The organism is Chryseobacterium sp. CT-SW4, from assembly GCF_048572715.1.
Lineage (GTDB): Bacteria > Bacteroidota > Bacteroidia > Flavobacteriales > Weeksellaceae > Chryseobacterium.
The window spans coordinates 2,026,829-2,042,550 of sequence record NZ_CP183840.1 but is presented as its reverse complement, the minus strand read 5'-3'; the positions used below and the strand labels follow the sequence as shown (position 1 = coordinate 2,042,550).

Sequence of the window (15,722 nt, the reverse complement as noted above, 5' to 3'; positions counted from 1 at the left end):
TAAATGTATAAAAAACCTACCTTTTCCCAAAAGGAACGGTACACATTTCCATTGTTGATAAAGTAGAATATGTTATGGCTTTATACATTGTTTTATAATTTATTAGTCCACAAATTTAATAGACTATATTAAATAATCCAAATTTTTTGTATAAATAATTTAAATAGAAAAAGATTATGACATTATTTTTAATAAAAAAATCCCCGGATAGCCGGAGATTTGTCCAATAATATGTATTATTTTTTTAATGGTGTGGTGAGACATCTTTTCCGAATAAAGAGGAAAATATATTCTGAAACTCATGAATATACTTGCATTTAATGGAATTGCCGTATATTTTTAATCCGTCAAATATCTTTCTGGGAGTAAGATCAATATCATATTTAATAAAGGTTTCCGGTCTTTCATATCGAATCTGGTGATCTGAACAGTCCGTTCGTAAAAAACCTAATCGTTCCAGCCATTCTTCCGTTATTTGAATAGGTCTGATAGAATCGGCGGGAGCAGCAACCCTGTGGGTGGTGTTTTCCATTTTTACGAAATAATCATTATTATCCCGGAATATATCCGTAATGATATAAACCTGATTTTTATACTCAACTAAATTTTTGATTTTAAGATCTTCGACTTTCATAGTATTTCGTGTTTTGGCTATTAATATTATGTAAGGAGAACAATTGCAAATACTATGCCCAGCATGTTAAATAAGGATGTATTTGAGAAAAATTTTAACTTTTTGGGGAGAATAATAAATAATCCAAACTCCATTTACCACCGCCTAAAAAAATAAAGGTAAAAAAGAAAAGCCAGTAAAAAAATGTAATTTCTCCTTTGTCATAAGGGAAAATGTGCATTTGTTGCGCATGGATCCATGCGACACTTAGTACAATAAATAAAATGAAAGAAGTAATTCTGGTGAGAAATCCCAAAGCAAATAAAATTCCGAAGAAGAACTCAGAACCTTTAGCCAGATATAACATCAGCAAAGGATTTGAAAATCCTAAGTCTTCTTTCCAGGAAACCAGCCGTACCTGTATCCATTCATCAATAAAAAGGTCTTTTCCGTACCACATAATCCATAATCCGACAATCACTCTCACAATTACCAGGATATCTGTTTGCGCAGGTGCCAGTACTATTTTTTTCATAAGTTAAGGTTATTATTAAATGTAAATTATAAACGCAACCGGAAAACACGTGTAATAGAAGAAAGATATCCGGTAGCATTAAGACAGCAAACGAAGACCTGCCTTTTAAGGCAGGCCGTGAAAAAATGTTAACAAACTGACTCTATTGGTAGGGTTTGTAATCGGTATATCCTTTTTCATTTCCTCCGTAATAAAAATCACGCAGAGGCTCTGTTAAAGGAAAATTGTTTTTCATTCTGTAAGTTAAATCAGGATTGCTGATGAAGGGCTGACCAAAAGCAGCAATATCAATAAGATTCTCTTCAATAAGAGCTTCTGCCTTTTCTTTATTAAGTCCGCCCGCATAGATCAGGACACCATCGTACCATGAGCGGAATTTTTTCAAAAAGTCCCGGGATATGCTGGATTCTCCTTTAATGATCTGGTCCATAAAATGGATATAGGCAATCTTTCTCTTTCCAAGTTCTTCAGCAATAAGCTTAAAAGTTTCCTCCGTTTCCTCAAATTTTGGAATATCCTGAATGGTTCCAAAAGGAGATAGACGTACAGCAACCTGATCGGCACCTATTGCCGCAATATTCGCGTCTACTATATCCAGTAAAAATTTTACTCTGCCAGCTACGCTGCCACCATATTCATCGGTTCTGTTGTTAATCTTAGGATTTAAGAACTGCTCAATAAGATACCCGTTAGCCCCATGGATCTCAACACCGTCAAAACCTGCTTCTATGGCATTCTTAGCTCCCTGGGTAAAATCTTTGATGACCTGTTTGGCTTCTTCCGTACTTAAAGCTCTTGGTCGGGAAGCCTCAACAAATCCTGTTTCACCATTTCCAGTATCACAATAGGCGAAAGAGTTTTCCGCTTTTATATCCGAAGGACCGAAAGGAGCCTTACCATCAGGTTGTAAACTGGTATGGGAAACCCTTCCTACATGCCATGTCTGAACAAAAATTTTGCTGTTCCTGTCATGTACTGCTTGGGTAACCAGCTTGGCACCTTCTACCATTTCCGGTGTATAGATTCCGGGAACGAAAACCATCCCTGAAGCAGAAGGAGAAATTACAGTTCCTTCCGTTATAAGAAGGCCGGCTCCTTTTTCACCTGCTCTCTGGGCGTAGTATTCGGCATTTTTACTGTTATAAATTCCATTCTTGTTTCTGGCACGGGTCATAGGGGCCATAGCCACTCTGTTGATCAGAGACAGGTTACCCTTTTTAAAATGCTCAAATAATTTCATCGTTTTAAATTTTTTACAAAGTTGCGAATACTTCTTATCAGCCATGCAATAAGAAACCGTATAATGACTATAAAAATGTGAACACTGTCCAATTAAGAAGAAATCATTTTTTCCTCTTTAAACTGGGTAGGAGAGATACCCGTTTGCTTTTTAAAAAATTTGGTAAAGTTGGAAGGCTCATCAAATCCCAGGTCATAACTTATTTCCTTAATGCTCATGGTTTCATGCACCAACAATCTTTTACTTTCCAGGATAACCTGTTCATTAATAAGCTCTTTCGGTGATTTTCCTAAAATAGACATTACAGCTTTCTGTAGTTTCCGTTCACTGATAAACAGTTCATTAGCATAGGATTTTACTTTGGTTTCCTTGCGGAAAGATTGGGCGATCATCTTTTTAAACCGGGTAACATACATCCCATCCTGGGTTAAAGTGCTGGTATGGGATGAAGGATTTTTCTGCAGGAATTTTCTCTCTGAAAATAATAAAAGATTAGATAAATAATTATGAAGAATACTTCCCTGAAAACTGTCATGTGGATTTTTAAGTTCATTACCTATTTTTTGGGCCAGCTCAACATAGACTTTAAGATCATTATCTTTAAATGCCAACTTAGTCACCGGATAATAATTATTAAAGATATAAGCATTGTCCAAAAAGTAAAGATCTCTGGAAGACTGGTTAAAAAAATCTTTCGGAAAAGCAATAAGCCATCCCTCCAGATCTGTAGGAGTCAGGAAAGAATGAACCTGTCCCGGTGTGAGAAATAATAGATCACCTTTAGTAAGCTTCACATCCTCAAAATCTACCATATAAGAAGAGTTTCCTTTCGTAATAAGCTGAATAATATAAAAATCAGTACGGTGGGGCTTAATTACGTTTGGGCCTCCTTTTTTTATACGTTCCGATATGGAAATGATATGCAGGTTTTGCTGCTCATTGGAAATAGGCTTAAAAGGATAAGTTATGATCTGGGACATCTCATTATATTTTGAACATATGAATTCTATACTAATGTAATCATTCTTATTTCAATATGAAAATATAATAGAAAAATTGGCGCATCCGCAGTAAATGAAAGTTAACCGTTTTTTACAGCAAAATGACAGTAGAGTTATATATGCTTATTATTTGATTTATAGATGTTTGTGTGTGTTTTGCATAAAAGGATAAAAAATGTATATTAGGAGCGTACTGTTGTATTTTTAATTACTGAATCATGGCAAATATCATCCGTACCTTTTTCAATGGATTATATGGAAAGAATAGCATCGACTTTGTAAAAGGCCTGGTCTATATCTATCCTTTTGGAGTGATTGGTAAGGAGAATAACAATAATGTAAAGCCGCATGCACACAATAACCAGTTTCAGATTTTTGTAGTCATAGAAGGAACGACCGTTTTACTCTACAACAAGGAAAAAATTCCGATTACAGGACCTTCTTTCATTACAGTACCCAAGAACACAGAGCATGGGTTTGAACATCAGACGGAAATGAAAGGATGGATCATCAGTCTCTCTGATTCCGTACTGGAACATATGGTGAAGAGAGAGGCGGAAGTAATTAATGCCATTGAAACATTTCAGCTGATAGAAGTAGAAAAAGGAAGCTATTCCGAAATCGTTTTTCAAAATATGCTGGAATGTATCGACGAATATCATGGTGAGGAAAGAGGAAAACTGCTGATGCTTAAATATATGGTGGGGAAAATTGTGGTCCAGCTCAGTCGTATTCCGGAAGATGCCCGGCTTAGCCTTTCCCGAAAAGACAACCTTGCCGTTATTTATTTCAGACGGTTTAACCAGCTTATCAGGGAAAGCGATACCTATAAAAAGACCATCGAAGAATATGCCGCAGAGCTGAATATTACGACAGGACACCTCAACAGGATCTGCAGTATGGTCGCCCAGCAGTCCCCTAAAGAAATTATCATGGAATACTTTATTTCCGAAGCCCAGCTTATGTTGACGGATGTGGAAAAAAGTATCAATGAAGTCTGTTACAGCATCGGGTTTGATGATCCCAGCTATTTTTCAAGAATATTCAAAAAGAAAACCGGACTTACCCCCAATGAATTCAGAAAAAAGATAGGAGTAAAAGTATAATTTATATTTTTTTTAACATCCATGTGATATTTGTGACAAAAATAAATTAAAAGTCCTATTTCTTAAACAAGATTTCAAAGTATGTTTGTAATCGAAGTAAGCAGTCACTTACCCAGGTAATTAATCACTTACTTTCAGATTATAGATATGTCACAGATAAAAATTACTCATATTGAGACCTGTATAGTAGATCTCCCAACCATAAGACCTCATCACCTTTCCATGACCGTTATGAGAAAACAGTCCATGGTGATTATCCGTCTTTTTTCCTCAGATGATATCGAAGGGATAGGAGAAGCTACAACCATTGGAGGTATTTCTTATGCAGATGAATTTCCGGAAGGAATGAAACTCGCTATTGATACGTATTTTTCACCCCTTCTCGTAGGGCAGGATCCTACAAAGATAAATTCACTGATGATGATGCTTGAAAAGAATATTTCAGGAAATCATTTTGCCAAATCGGGAATTGAAACAGCATTGCTGGATGCACAGGGCAAAAGACTGAAAGTATCGGTATCTGATCTTTTCGGAGGAGCAGTTGCAGACAGGCTTCCTGTTCTCTGGACATTGGCTAGTGGAGATACCCAAAAAGATATTGAAGAAGCCCAGCGCCTGATCAGTGAGAAAAGACATAAGGTCTTTAAACTTAAAATAGGACGCAAAGATCCCAAAGAAGATGTAAGACATGTTTCCGAAATCAAAAAAGCCCTGGGAGAAGATATTAAGATCACAGTGGATGTAAATCAGGCATGGAGTGAGCAGGTAGCTAAAAAAGCGATTAAGCAACTTCAGGACGGAGGGATAGATCTTATAGAGCAACCTTTAGCTAAGCATAACTTTGAAGGGTTGGCAAGATTGACCTCTTATTTTGAAGTTCCCATCATGGCAGATGAAGCTGCAGCTACCGTTCAGGATGCTTTTAAACTGGCCCAAATAAACGCAGCCAATGTATTTGCCCTTAAAATTTCCAAATCAGGAGGTCTTACCAATATTGCCAGACAGGCAGCTATTGCACAGGGGGCAGGAGTCTCACTGTATGGAGGGACAATGCTGGAAGGAACCATAGGGTCCGCAGCTTCCGCACATATTTTTGCGACACTTCCCAATCTGGATTGGGGAACCGAACTATTCGGCCCGCTTTTACTGACCGATGATATTGTTAAAAAACCGATCCGATATCAAAACTTCACTCTGGAGCTTCCCGAAGGTCCGGGATTAGGAATTGAACTGGATATGGATCAGGTAGAAAAATATAAAAGAAAATAAAAATGGTATACGTTGTAGAAATGGATGTAAACATCCCTGAAACCTGGAGCGACGAAAAGCTTGCAGACTTTATGGCTAGAGAAAAAGAATGTTCCCAAAAATGGCAGTCTTCCGGAAAATGGAAATACCTGTGGAGGGTAGCTGGAAAATATTCCAATATCTCTGTACTGGAGGTAGAATCTCCGGATGAATTACACCAAATTATCAGCTCCTTGCCTTTATTCCCTTACATGACCATCAAGGTAACCAGCGTATGTAAGCATCCTAATGCATTAAGAGAAACAATGGTGTAAATAAAAAATAGAAATACTAACTAATAAAAAAAATGATATTATGAAAAGAATGGACCAGGCTCGTATTGATGCCGTTTTAGACTATATTAAATCTAAAGAAAAACCGGGAGAAGGAAACGATAGAGTAAAAGAAATAGTAAACAGGCTTCTGAAAGACCTATTTAATGCAATGGCAGATCTGGATATTACTTCCGAAGAAATGTGGAGAGCATGTGATTACCTTGGAGAAGCGGGAAGAAAAGGAGAATGGGGACTGATCTTCGCCGGATTGGGTATCGAGCATTTTATTGATGTGAAAATGGATTGGGAAGATGAGGTAGCAGGAATTGAAGCTAAGACTCCGCGCACCATTGAAGGACCACTGTATGTAGCGGGATCACCTGAATCCAAATCATATGCAGAGCTGGAAACAGTTCCGGAACCGGATGGAGAAAGACTCTACATGAGCGGATATGTTCTGGACGAACAGGGTAACCCTATAGAAGGTGCAAAAGTAGAAGTTTGGCACTGCAACCTGAAAGGACTTTATTCCCATTTTGATTCCACTCAGCCGGAATTCAACTTAAGAAGAGCAATCATTACAGATAAAGACGGTAAATATGAATTTAAATCCTTCCTTCCTGTAGGATATTCCTGTCCGCCGGAAGGTCCTACCGACCGATTAATGACTATGCTGGGGCGTCACGGATCAAGACCTGCACATATCCATTTTTTTGCAACCGCTCCGGGATTCAGAAAGCTGACTACACAGATCAACATCGAAGGAGATCCGCTTACTTTTGATGATTTCGCTTTTGCAACCCGCAAAGACCTTGTGCCTCATGTAGAAAGAATACCTGCTGATAAAGCTTCCGAATACGGTAAAGACGAAGCTTTTGCTAAAATCGAATTTAACTTCAATATGGTAACAGACAGAACCGACATTCCTGCCGGTGAAAATCATAGAACCAGAGCTGCTGTTACTTTATAAGCTTATTTTTTTAAGGGATACGTTACAGCTGGTTTTTTACTGGCTGTTTTTATAAAGTTAATGTAATACCATGACCGGAGTATAGATATTCCGATAGGATAACCTTTTTTAAATTTTACTTATGAGCATTACAAAAGAATTTTTAGATACAATGATCATTCATGATAAAGAGAATGGTATCTATCAGCATAATCGGGAGTCTTTTACCAATGAAGAGCTTTTCGATCTGGAAATGAAACATATCTTTGAAGGAAACTGGGTATTTCTTGCCCATGAAAGCCAGATTCCCAATATCAATGATTATTATACAACCAATATAGGGCGGCAATCCGTTGTTATTACTAAAAATAAAGAAGGAGAACTTAACGCCCTTATCAACTCCTGTACCCATAAAGGCGCACAGCTGTGCCGCTATAAAAGAGGAAATAAATCCTCATTTACCTGTCCTTTTCATGGATGGACGTTCAACAATTCAGGAAAATTATTAAAAGTGAAAGACGGTAAGGCCGGAGGATATCCTGAGCAGTTCAATTGTGAAGGTTCCCATGACCTTGTGAAAGTAGCCCGTTTTGAAAATTACAGAGGTTTCTTATTCGGTTCCTTAAATCCTGATGTGGACTCACTGGAAGACTATTTGGGAGATACCAAAACGATTATTGATCATATCGTGGATCAGGCACCCGAAGGATTGGAAGTGCTGAATGGGGCTTCTTCCTATATCTATAATGGAAACTGGAAGCTTCAGATGGAAAACGGAGCCGATGGATATCACGTGTCTTCCGTACACTGGAATTATGTGGCGACCATGGGAAGAAGAAACTATGAGAAAGAAGCAACAAAAGCCGTAGATGCTAACGGATGGTCAAAATCCGTAGCCGGTGTATATGGATTTAAAAACGGGCACATCCTGTTGTGGACCACCAAGCTGAATCCTGAAGTAAGTCCGATTTATAGACATAAAGACAGGTTAATCCAGGAGTTTGGAGAAAGTAAAGCAGGATTTATGGTGAATATGACACGGAATCTTGCCATCTATCCCAACCTTTATATTATGGATCAGTTCTCTACCCAATTGAGGATTGTACGCCCGATATCCGTTAACGAAACGGAAGTTACCATTTACTGCTTTGCTCCTATAGGAGAACCAAAAGAAGACAGAGCAGTAAGAATCCGCCAGTATGAAGATTTCTTTAATGTTACCGGAATGGGAACACCGGATGATGCCGAAGAATTCAGATCATGCCAGATCGCTTATGAATCTACGGCCTTAAAGCATAACGATATGAGCCGTGGAGCAGCACACTGGATCTACGGTCAGGATGAACAGGCGAAAATGATGGGAATCCAACCACTTCTCAGCGGTATAAAATCAGAAGATGAAGGGCTGTTTGTAACACAGCATGAATACTGGCAGCAAGCCATGAAAGAAGCCATTGATAAAGAATATAATTAACCGTATTAAAAAAATAAATATGACTGAATATGCTAAAATACTGGCGTTTTTATATAAAGAAGCACGTTTGCTGGATGACAGGGAATGGGACGAATGGCTTACACTCTATCATGAAGATGTAGAATACTGGATGCCTTCCTGGACGGATGAAGACCAGCCCACCACAGATCCGCTGACGGAGATTTCCCTGATCTATTACACCAACAGAGGGGGATTGGAAGACCGGGTTTTCCGTATAAAAACAGAACGTTCGGGGGCCTCAATGCCGGAACCCAGAACTTCACACAATATTACCAATGTAGAAATAACGGAAGAAAACGATACAGAAATTAAAGTGAGATTTAACTGGCTTACAAAGAGTTTCCGGTACAAAACCACAGATACTTATTTTGGAACATCCTATTATACCTTAAGTAAAACAGGAGACAGCTTTATCATCACCAATAAAAAAGTAATAATCAAGAATGACTATATCCGTCAGGTACTGGATATCTACCATATTTAATTCCGTTAATATTAAACTTACTTACTTATGCCTAAAATAGCCTTAAACTTTGAAGATGGGATCACTAAAATCATTAATGGAATGCCCTATGAAAAAGTATCAGATGCAGCCTATAGAGAAGGAATTAATATCCCGTTGGATTGTGCGGACGGTGCCTGCGGAACCTGTAAATGCCATGTGAAATCAGGACAGTATGATCCGGGAGATTATATAGAAGATGCATTGTCGGATGAAGAAGCAGAGCAGGGATATGGTCTCGCCTGTCAGATCGTTCCCGAGACGGATATGATTATTGATATTCTGGCCAGCTCAGCAGCATGTAAAGTGGCAACCGAAACTTTTCCTACCACCATTAATACAATTAACTATCTCTCTTCCGAAATTGTGCAGCTTAAACTAAGTCTGCCTGAAAGTAAAACAATAGATTTTCTGGCAGGTCAGTATGCCAATATCGAAATTCCGGGAGGAGGAGAAACCAGATCCTATTCCTTTACCAATAAATCAGGAAGCAATGAACTTGAGTTTTTGATTCGCCTGGTTCCCGATGGAGTAATGAGTGGTTATTTAAAAGAAAAAGCAGCAGTAGGGGATCAGCTAGATATTATAGCTCCCGTAGGATCTTTCTATATAAGAGAAGTGGAAAATCCCACCTTACTCATTGCTGGGGGAACGGGAATTGCCCCTATTATTTCCATGCTGGAAGCTATTTCGGAGAAAAAAGATAAACAGCCTGTAAAAGTGCTGTACGGTGCTTCGTTGGATGAGAACCTGGTAGAACTGGAGCGTATCAATGCCTTTTCGGAGAAACTTGACCTTACAGTCAACACATGTGTTTCCGGGCAGGAAGATACACAGCATATCAAAGGCTATGTAACCCAGTGGATCAATAAAGAATATTTAACAGCGCCCGTATATGATGTGTACATATGCGGTCCCAATGCAATGGTGGATGCTGTAAAAGATACCATTAAGACGAACGAAATCAATTGTGAAAACTTCTATACTGAAAAATTTCTACCGACTGGAGTTTGATTATAATCTAAAAAAGTAAAAGTAAAAATGATTTTTGAAAACAGATTTCAGGGAAAAGTAATGATTGTCACAGGAGCAGCTCAGGGAATCGGCAAAGGAGTTGCCATACGTGCAGCGAAAGAAGGAGGAAAAGTTGCTCTTGTAGATCGTTCGGAAATAGTGAAAGAAATTTCTTCAGCTTTAAATAAAGAAGGTTTTGACACCATAGCAGTAGTGGAAGATCTTGAAAAATGGGAAGGCTTTCAGTCGGTTGTTAAAAAAGCCCTGGAAAAGTATAGCCATGTAGACATCCTTATCAATAATGTAGGAGGGACTATTTGGGCCAAACCCTTTGAACATTATGAAGAAGATGAGATCATAAAAGAGATCAACCGTTCTTTATTTCCGACATTGTGGGGATGCAGGGCAGTTTTGCCGGCTATGATTAAAAATGGAGGAGGTACCATTGTAAATGTATCTTCAGTAGCTACCCGGAGCGTCAACCGCATACCGTATGCAGCTGCAAAAGGGGGCGTGAATGCCATCACCGCTTCATTAGCTTTTGAGCAGGCTCCAAATCATATTCGTGTAATAGGAGTAGCTCCAGGCGGAACAGAAGCCCCTCCAAGATTGATTCCCCGTAATGAAAATCCCCAGTCCGAGCAGGAAAAAGTTTGGTATCAGGAGATTATAGATCAGACCGTCAATTCTTCACTTCAAAAAAAATATGGAGAAATTGAAGATCAGGTAAATACAATCCTTTTTGCAGCATCTGATGAAGCTAAGTACATAACAGGAGTTACCATTCCCGTAGCGGGAGGAGATTTAGGATAACTTCATTTAATTAAACACAAAATGCCTACAGTACAATTAAAAAATTATACCTGTAACTATGAATTTTTAAATTCAGGAAAAGACAGGACCATTATATTTTCCAATTCCCTGGGAACGGATTATTCCATGTGGAATAAAGTGGTGCATCTCATTCAGTCCGATTTTAATATCATTTTACACGATACCCGCGGACATGGAAAATCCACCCATTCTCAAAAAGAATTAACCATAGAAGAACTGGGAGAAGATATCATCGAACTTTTAAATTATTTAAATATAAAAGGAAAGGTTACTTTTTGTGGTCTTTCCATGGGAGGATTGATAGGGCAATACCTGGGAATCAATCATTCCGGTCAATTTGATAAGATTATCCTGGCCAATACCGCAGCCAAAATAGGAACTACAGACAGCTGGAATACCCGTATTGAAACTGTTACGGCAAACGGATTATCCAGTATTCTTGACGGTACGGCGGAAAGATGGTTTACAACAGGATTTAAAGAAAACCATTCCGATGAGGTGAATGCCATTCTGAAAAAATTTGCAGCGAACGATGTAAGCGGATATTGTGCTAATTGTGCGGCAGTTCGGGATGCGGACTACCGTTATCAGATTGATAAAATAAATATTCCTGTTCTCATCATTGCAGGCTCGGAGGATTTGGTAACCACCGTTGAAGACGGGCGGTTCATGAAAACAAAAATTGCAGTTTCCAGGCTGGAAGTGCTGGATGCAGCCCATTTGTCAGCAGTAGAACGTGCAGATGAATTTGCAAAGAATATTCTTTCATTTTAATACAATAAATACAATATATGAAAACAGTACCCCAGATAACGTTGCAGGAAGCTGTGGCTATGGTAAAAGATGGAGATACTTTATTACAGGGTGGCTTTGGAATGACGGGAAATCCTGTTCATTTGATGCATGCCCTTGCAGAAACCAAAACTAAAGATTTAACATTCATAGGAAACAATGTAGGTGAAGTGGGAATAGGAGGAGGAAGACTGCTCAGAAACGGGCAGCTTAAAAAGATTATCGGATCTTTCTTTACTTCCAATCCCGAAGCTGTAAAAGCGGCTCAGGATGGAATAGTGGAATCCGAACTTCTTCCTCAGGGAACCCTTGCAGAAGCAATCAGGGCAGGAGGTGCCGGTATTGGAGGTTTTTTTACCCCGACCTCTGCCGGAACCGACCTGGCCAAAGGAAGAGAAACTAAAATCCTTAACGGAGTAGAACAGGTTTTCATTCCCGGAATTAAAGGAAATGTAGCTTTTATCCGTGCCTGGAAAGCCGATACGGCAGGAAATTTACAATACAGAATGACGGAACAGAACTTCAACAGGGCTATGGCTACCGCAGCCGATCTGGTTATTGCAGAAGTGGAAGAAATAGTTCCCGTAGGAGAAATTCCGGCTGAAAGCATTCATACACCGGGATCTTATGTCGATTATCTGGTTCAGGCGACTTTAACACTTGAAGATTTGGGAAGCTCAGCAGCAGTTTCTTCCAGTAAAAAAGTTTCCGAAAGTCGTCTCAATATGGCAAAAAGAGCGTTAAAAGAATTACAGAAAGGAAATGTTGTCAACCTCGGTATCGGGATTCCGACTCTGGTAGCGGATCTTATTTCTGAAGAAGATGGAATTATTCTTCATACGGAAAACGGTATGCTGGGAGTGGGACCTGCCCCTACGGACGGAGGAGGTGCTATGGACTATCCTGTAAATGCCGGAAAAGTTCCTGTAACAGCCTTGAAGGGTGCTTCTTATTTTGATTCTGCAGATTCATTTGCTATGATCCGCGGAAAGCATGTGGATGTGGCCGTAATGGGGGGATTACAGGTAGATGAGGCTGCTAATCTGGCTAATTGGGCCGTTCCCGGACAGCCGTTGCTGGGTGTGGGCGGTGCTATGGATTTAGCATCAGGAGCTAAAAAACTTATTATTACCATGATGCATAACGAGAAAAATGGTGATGCGAAAATAGTCCCTGTGTGTGACCTGCCGCTTACCGCTTTAAAAGCAGTGGATATGGTGATTACCGATAAAGCGGTTTTTGAATTTATAGATGGGAAATTAACGTTAACGGAGATAATGCCGGGTGCCACGTTAGAAGAAGTCCGCGAAAAAACAACGGCTGCTTTTATTGAAAAACTTTCTTAAAAACTATGAATACAGAAGCATATATTATAGACGGAATCCGTACGCCGATCGGAAGCTTTGGCGGAACTTTAGATGCCGTGCGTGCAGATGATCTGGCTGCATTGGTAATTGAAGAATTGGTGAAAAGAAATCCGGTTATTCCTAAAGAAGCTATAGATGATGTCATTTTAGGATGTCATAATCAGGCAGGAGAAGATAATAGAAATGTAGCACGAATGGCAGCATTATTAGCCGGATTACCGGTGACGGTTCCCGGAGAAACGGTTAACAGGCTCTGTTCTTCAGGGATGTCAGCTATCATTCATGCGAACAGGGCGATTAAAGCAGGTGATGGTGATATTTTCATTGCCGGTGGAATGGAGCATATGACGAGAAGTCCTCTTGTAATTTCAAAACCCTCAAAAGGATTCGGTACTGATTCCAAAATGGAAGATTCTTCATTCGGATGGCGTTTTGTGAACCCTAAAATGAAGGAAATGTATGGAACGGACCCCATGGGAATGACTGCGGAAAACCTTGTTGATATGTACCATATTTCCAGGGAGGATCAGGATAAATTTGCTCTGCAATCCCAGTTGAAAGCTTCAGCGGCCACCCAAAACGGAAGGCTGGCGGAAGAAATTATTCCGGTTACCATTCCGCAACGGAAAGGAGATCCTCTTATTTTTGATAAAGATGAATTCGTAAGGCCTAATTCTACGCTGGAAGGTTTGGCAAAACTAAAACCTGCCTTTAAAAAAGAAGGAACGGTAACAGCAGGAAATGCATCAGGATTAAATGACGGTGCTGCCGCTGTATATGTTGCATCGGGAGAAGCTGTTCAGAAATACGGATTAAAGCCGCTGGCAAGAATTGTGTCCTCTGCAGTTACAGGGGTAGAGCCAAGAATTATGGGAATAGGACCCGTATCCGCCACACAGAAAGCCCTGAAAAAAGCAGGACTTAGTTTAGATGATATGGGTGTGATGGAATTTAACGAAGCATTTGCAGCCCAGGCTTTAGCATGTATCAGGGAGCTGGGGCTGAAAGATGATGATCCGCGAATTAACCCGAATGGCGGAGCAATTGCATTAGGACACCCGTTGGGAATGTCCGGAACAAGGATAACCTATTCCGCTGCATTGGAACTTCACAAAAAGAATGTGAGATATGCATTAGCCACCATGTGCGTGGGAGTAGGACAGGGATATGCCGTGATCCTTGAGAAAGTATAAATAATAGTACAGGATTTTTATCAAATGTATATAACTTTAACCTTTGAAAATTAATAACAGAAGTAATTAAAACGAATAATGAGTAAAAAGCAAGATATACTTGAAGCTGCTCTTAAAATTTTTACGGAATTCGGTACCACGGCGGCATCTACAAAATCCATTGCTACAGAAGCTCATGTTTCGGAGGCACTTATTTTTAAACATTTTAAAAGTAAGGATAACCTGATAGAAGAAATCATGAAAACGGGTTATCGTGAAGCTACAAAACTTGTATCTACTTATCTAGAATATAAAACTCCTAAAGACTACATATCAAATTTATTGGATCTGCCGAAAATTCTTGTTTTAGCGAATAAGGATTTTTGGCAGATGCAGTATAAAATAATGCCCCTTAATGCTATGGCAGTAACCCATCATAAGCTTTTTATGAAACCCTGTAATGATTTTCTGGTAAAAGCCTTTGCTGAACTGGGATATAAAAGGCCCGTACTGGAAGCGGAAATACTGCTTTTATTTATTGAAGGCTTATGGAAGCATATTGCTGCCCATGAATTTGATACCGGACATATTGATGAGATTATTCATCTTACTAAGAAGAAATACGGTCTTATGTCCGCTGAAAAATAAAATTAATTAACTCATTATATATAAAACAGACCATTTATTTATGGTAAATAATAAGACGATAGGAATTATAGGATGTGGCTGGCTGGGAATTAGGTTAGCCAGACATTTAGGACAAAATCACAGGCTGGTGGTAACTACAACCTCCGATCATAAAATGAATGATTTAGCAGAAGAAGGGTTTAATCCTGTTCTGGCAAATTTTTCTTTTCCAGAAGGAGCAAGCGTTAACTTTTCCCAAGTGACCCGTCCCCAGGTTCTTATCATTACTATTCCTTTTTCTAAACGTACGGATAGGGAGTCTTTGATGAGTAGATTTTCCAACCTTATCACCTGTATAAAACAAAATCGGTTTGAAGGGCAAATGTTCCTAATGAGTTCAATAGGCATTTATCCGGACACAGAGGACCTCATAACAGAAGAAAATGTTCAGGAAGATCTTTTGGAACCGCATATACTATTGGTGGAGAAACTGATGAAAAAAGAGTTTCCGGAAATCAATATCCTGCGTTTAGGAGGATTGATGGGAGATAACAGGTTTCTCAGCAAATATTCAATAGCTCCGCCTTTGGATAAAAAAGTCAACCACATCCATTATAAAGATGTCTGTGGTGTGGTAGAAAAAATGATCCGGGAAAAAAGCTTCTCCAGACTGTTTAATGTAGTATCACCTGTGCATCCTACAAAACGGCAGATTCTGGAACAGCAGACCGGAAAAACTTTTACTGAAGAATTTGATAAAGCAGTATCAGGAAAGGTGGTTTCCCCGCAAAAGCTGGAAAAAGATCTTTCCTATGTATTCCAATATCCAGATCCTTTATATTTTTAATGAAATAAGGAGCCGTTTGGTGAGATCCATGGTTTTCATGGGTTGATGGGGAACTGGTGATTACAA

Annotated in this window: 17 protein-coding genes; 13 read left to right on the top strand and 4 right to left on the bottom strand. The window is 39.3% G+C overall.

Going from position 1 to position 15,722, the window contains the following annotated elements; genetic code table 11:
• Nucleotides 1-244 precede the first annotated feature (244 nt).
• The 4 genes from ABJ974_RS09210 to ABJ974_RS09195 form a co-directional block, all read right to left on the bottom strand.
• Entirely contained in the window at nt 245-634 is a 390-nt protein-coding gene (locus ABJ974_RS09210) for a hypothetical protein (protein WP_419867953.1), read from the bottom strand.
• A 94-nt stretch (nt 635-728) separates the two neighbouring features.
• Nucleotides 729-1,148 (bottom strand): DoxX family protein, encoded by a 420-nt coding sequence (locus ABJ974_RS09205; protein ID WP_419867952.1) that lies wholly within the window; start codon nt 1,146-1,148, stop codon nt 729-731.
• A 142-nt stretch (nt 1,149-1,290) separates the two neighbouring features.
• Nucleotides 1,291-2,388 (bottom strand): alkene reductase, encoded by a 1,098-nt coding sequence (locus ABJ974_RS09200; RefSeq protein ID WP_419867951.1) that lies wholly within the window; start codon nt 2,386-2,388, stop codon nt 1,291-1,293.
• 92 nt (nt 2,389-2,480) lie between these two features.
• Nucleotides 2,481-3,368 (bottom strand): AraC family transcriptional regulator, encoded by an 888-nt coding sequence (locus ABJ974_RS09195; protein ID WP_419867950.1) that lies wholly within the window; start codon nt 3,366-3,368, stop codon nt 2,481-2,483.
• A 239-nt stretch (nt 3,369-3,607) separates the two neighbouring features.
• Here ABJ974_RS09195 and ABJ974_RS09190 point away from each other — a divergent pair, with 239 nt between their 5' ends.
• From ABJ974_RS09190 to ABJ974_RS09130, 13 genes are all read left to right on the top strand, one after another.
• Entirely contained in the window at nt 3,608-4,495 is an 888-nt protein-coding gene (locus ABJ974_RS09190; protein ID WP_419867949.1) for an AraC family transcriptional regulator, read from the top strand.
• Between the two features lie 147 nt (nt 4,496-4,642).
• Entirely contained in the window at nt 4,643-5,764 is a 1,122-nt protein-coding gene (locus ABJ974_RS09185) for a muconate/chloromuconate family cycloisomerase (RefSeq protein ID WP_419867948.1), read from the top strand.
• A 2-nt stretch (nt 5,765-5,766) separates the two neighbouring features.
• Nucleotides 5,767-6,057: a muconolactone Delta-isomerase family protein gene (locus ABJ974_RS09180; protein WP_419867947.1), complete on the top strand. Its 291-nt coding sequence runs from the start codon at nt 5,767-5,769 to the stop codon at nt 6,055-6,057.
• Between the two features lie 40 nt (nt 6,058-6,097).
• Nucleotides 6,098-7,027 (top strand): catechol 1,2-dioxygenase, encoded by a 930-nt coding sequence (gene catA, locus ABJ974_RS09175; protein WP_419867946.1) that lies wholly within the window; start codon nt 6,098-6,100, stop codon nt 7,025-7,027.
• A 121-nt stretch (nt 7,028-7,148) separates the two neighbouring features.
• Nucleotides 7,149-8,480, top strand: a complete 1,332-nt coding sequence (locus ABJ974_RS09170; RefSeq protein ID WP_419867945.1) for a Rieske 2Fe-2S domain-containing protein — start codon at nt 7,149-7,151, stop codon at nt 8,478-8,480.
• Between the two features lie 19 nt (nt 8,481-8,499).
• The gene (gene benB, locus ABJ974_RS09165) at nt 8,500-8,985 is read left to right on the top strand and encodes a benzoate 1,2-dioxygenase small subunit (RefSeq protein WP_419867944.1); all 486 of its coding nucleotides are present in this window, start codon (nt 8,500-8,502) and stop codon (nt 8,983-8,985) included.
• 27 nt (nt 8,986-9,012) lie between these two features.
• Nucleotides 9,013-10,017 carry a benzoate 1,2-dioxygenase electron transfer component BenC gene (benC, locus tag ABJ974_RS09160; RefSeq protein ID WP_419867943.1) on the top strand — a complete coding sequence of 335 codons (1,005 nt, stop codon included), beginning with the start codon at nt 9,013-9,015 and terminating at the stop codon, nt 10,015-10,017.
• A gap of 27 nt (nt 10,018-10,044) precedes the next feature.
• Entirely contained in the window at nt 10,045-10,830 is a 786-nt protein-coding gene (locus tag ABJ974_RS09155) for a 1,6-dihydroxycyclohexa-2,4-diene-1-carboxylate dehydrogenase (protein ID WP_419867942.1), read from the top strand.
• Nucleotides 10,831-10,851: 21 nt separating this feature from the next.
• Nucleotides 10,852-11,625: a 3-oxoadipate enol-lactonase gene (gene pcaD, locus ABJ974_RS09150; protein WP_419867941.1), complete on the top strand. Its 774-nt coding sequence runs from the start codon at nt 10,852-10,854 to the stop codon at nt 11,623-11,625.
• Nucleotides 11,626-11,642: 17 nt separating this feature from the next.
• A complete protein-coding gene (locus tag ABJ974_RS09145) occupies nt 11,643-12,989 on the top strand; it encodes a 3-oxoacid CoA-transferase (RefSeq protein WP_419867940.1) in 1,347 nt (448 codons plus the stop codon).
• Between the two features lie 5 nt (nt 12,990-12,994).
• A complete protein-coding gene (gene pcaF, locus ABJ974_RS09140; RefSeq protein WP_419867939.1) occupies nt 12,995-14,203 on the top strand; it encodes a 3-oxoadipyl-CoA thiolase in 1,209 nt (402 codons plus the stop codon).
• A 78-nt stretch (nt 14,204-14,281) separates the two neighbouring features.
• Nucleotides 14,282-14,830: a TetR/AcrR family transcriptional regulator gene (locus ABJ974_RS09135; protein WP_419867938.1), complete on the top strand. Its 549-nt coding sequence runs from the start codon at nt 14,282-14,284 to the stop codon at nt 14,828-14,830.
• Nucleotides 14,831-14,870: 40 nt separating this feature from the next.
• The gene (locus ABJ974_RS09130) at nt 14,871-15,656 is read left to right on the top strand and encodes a Rossmann-fold NAD(P)-binding domain-containing protein (RefSeq protein WP_419867937.1); all 786 of its coding nucleotides are present in this window, start codon (nt 14,871-14,873) and stop codon (nt 15,654-15,656) included.
• Nucleotides 15,657-15,722: the final 66 nt, after the last annotated feature.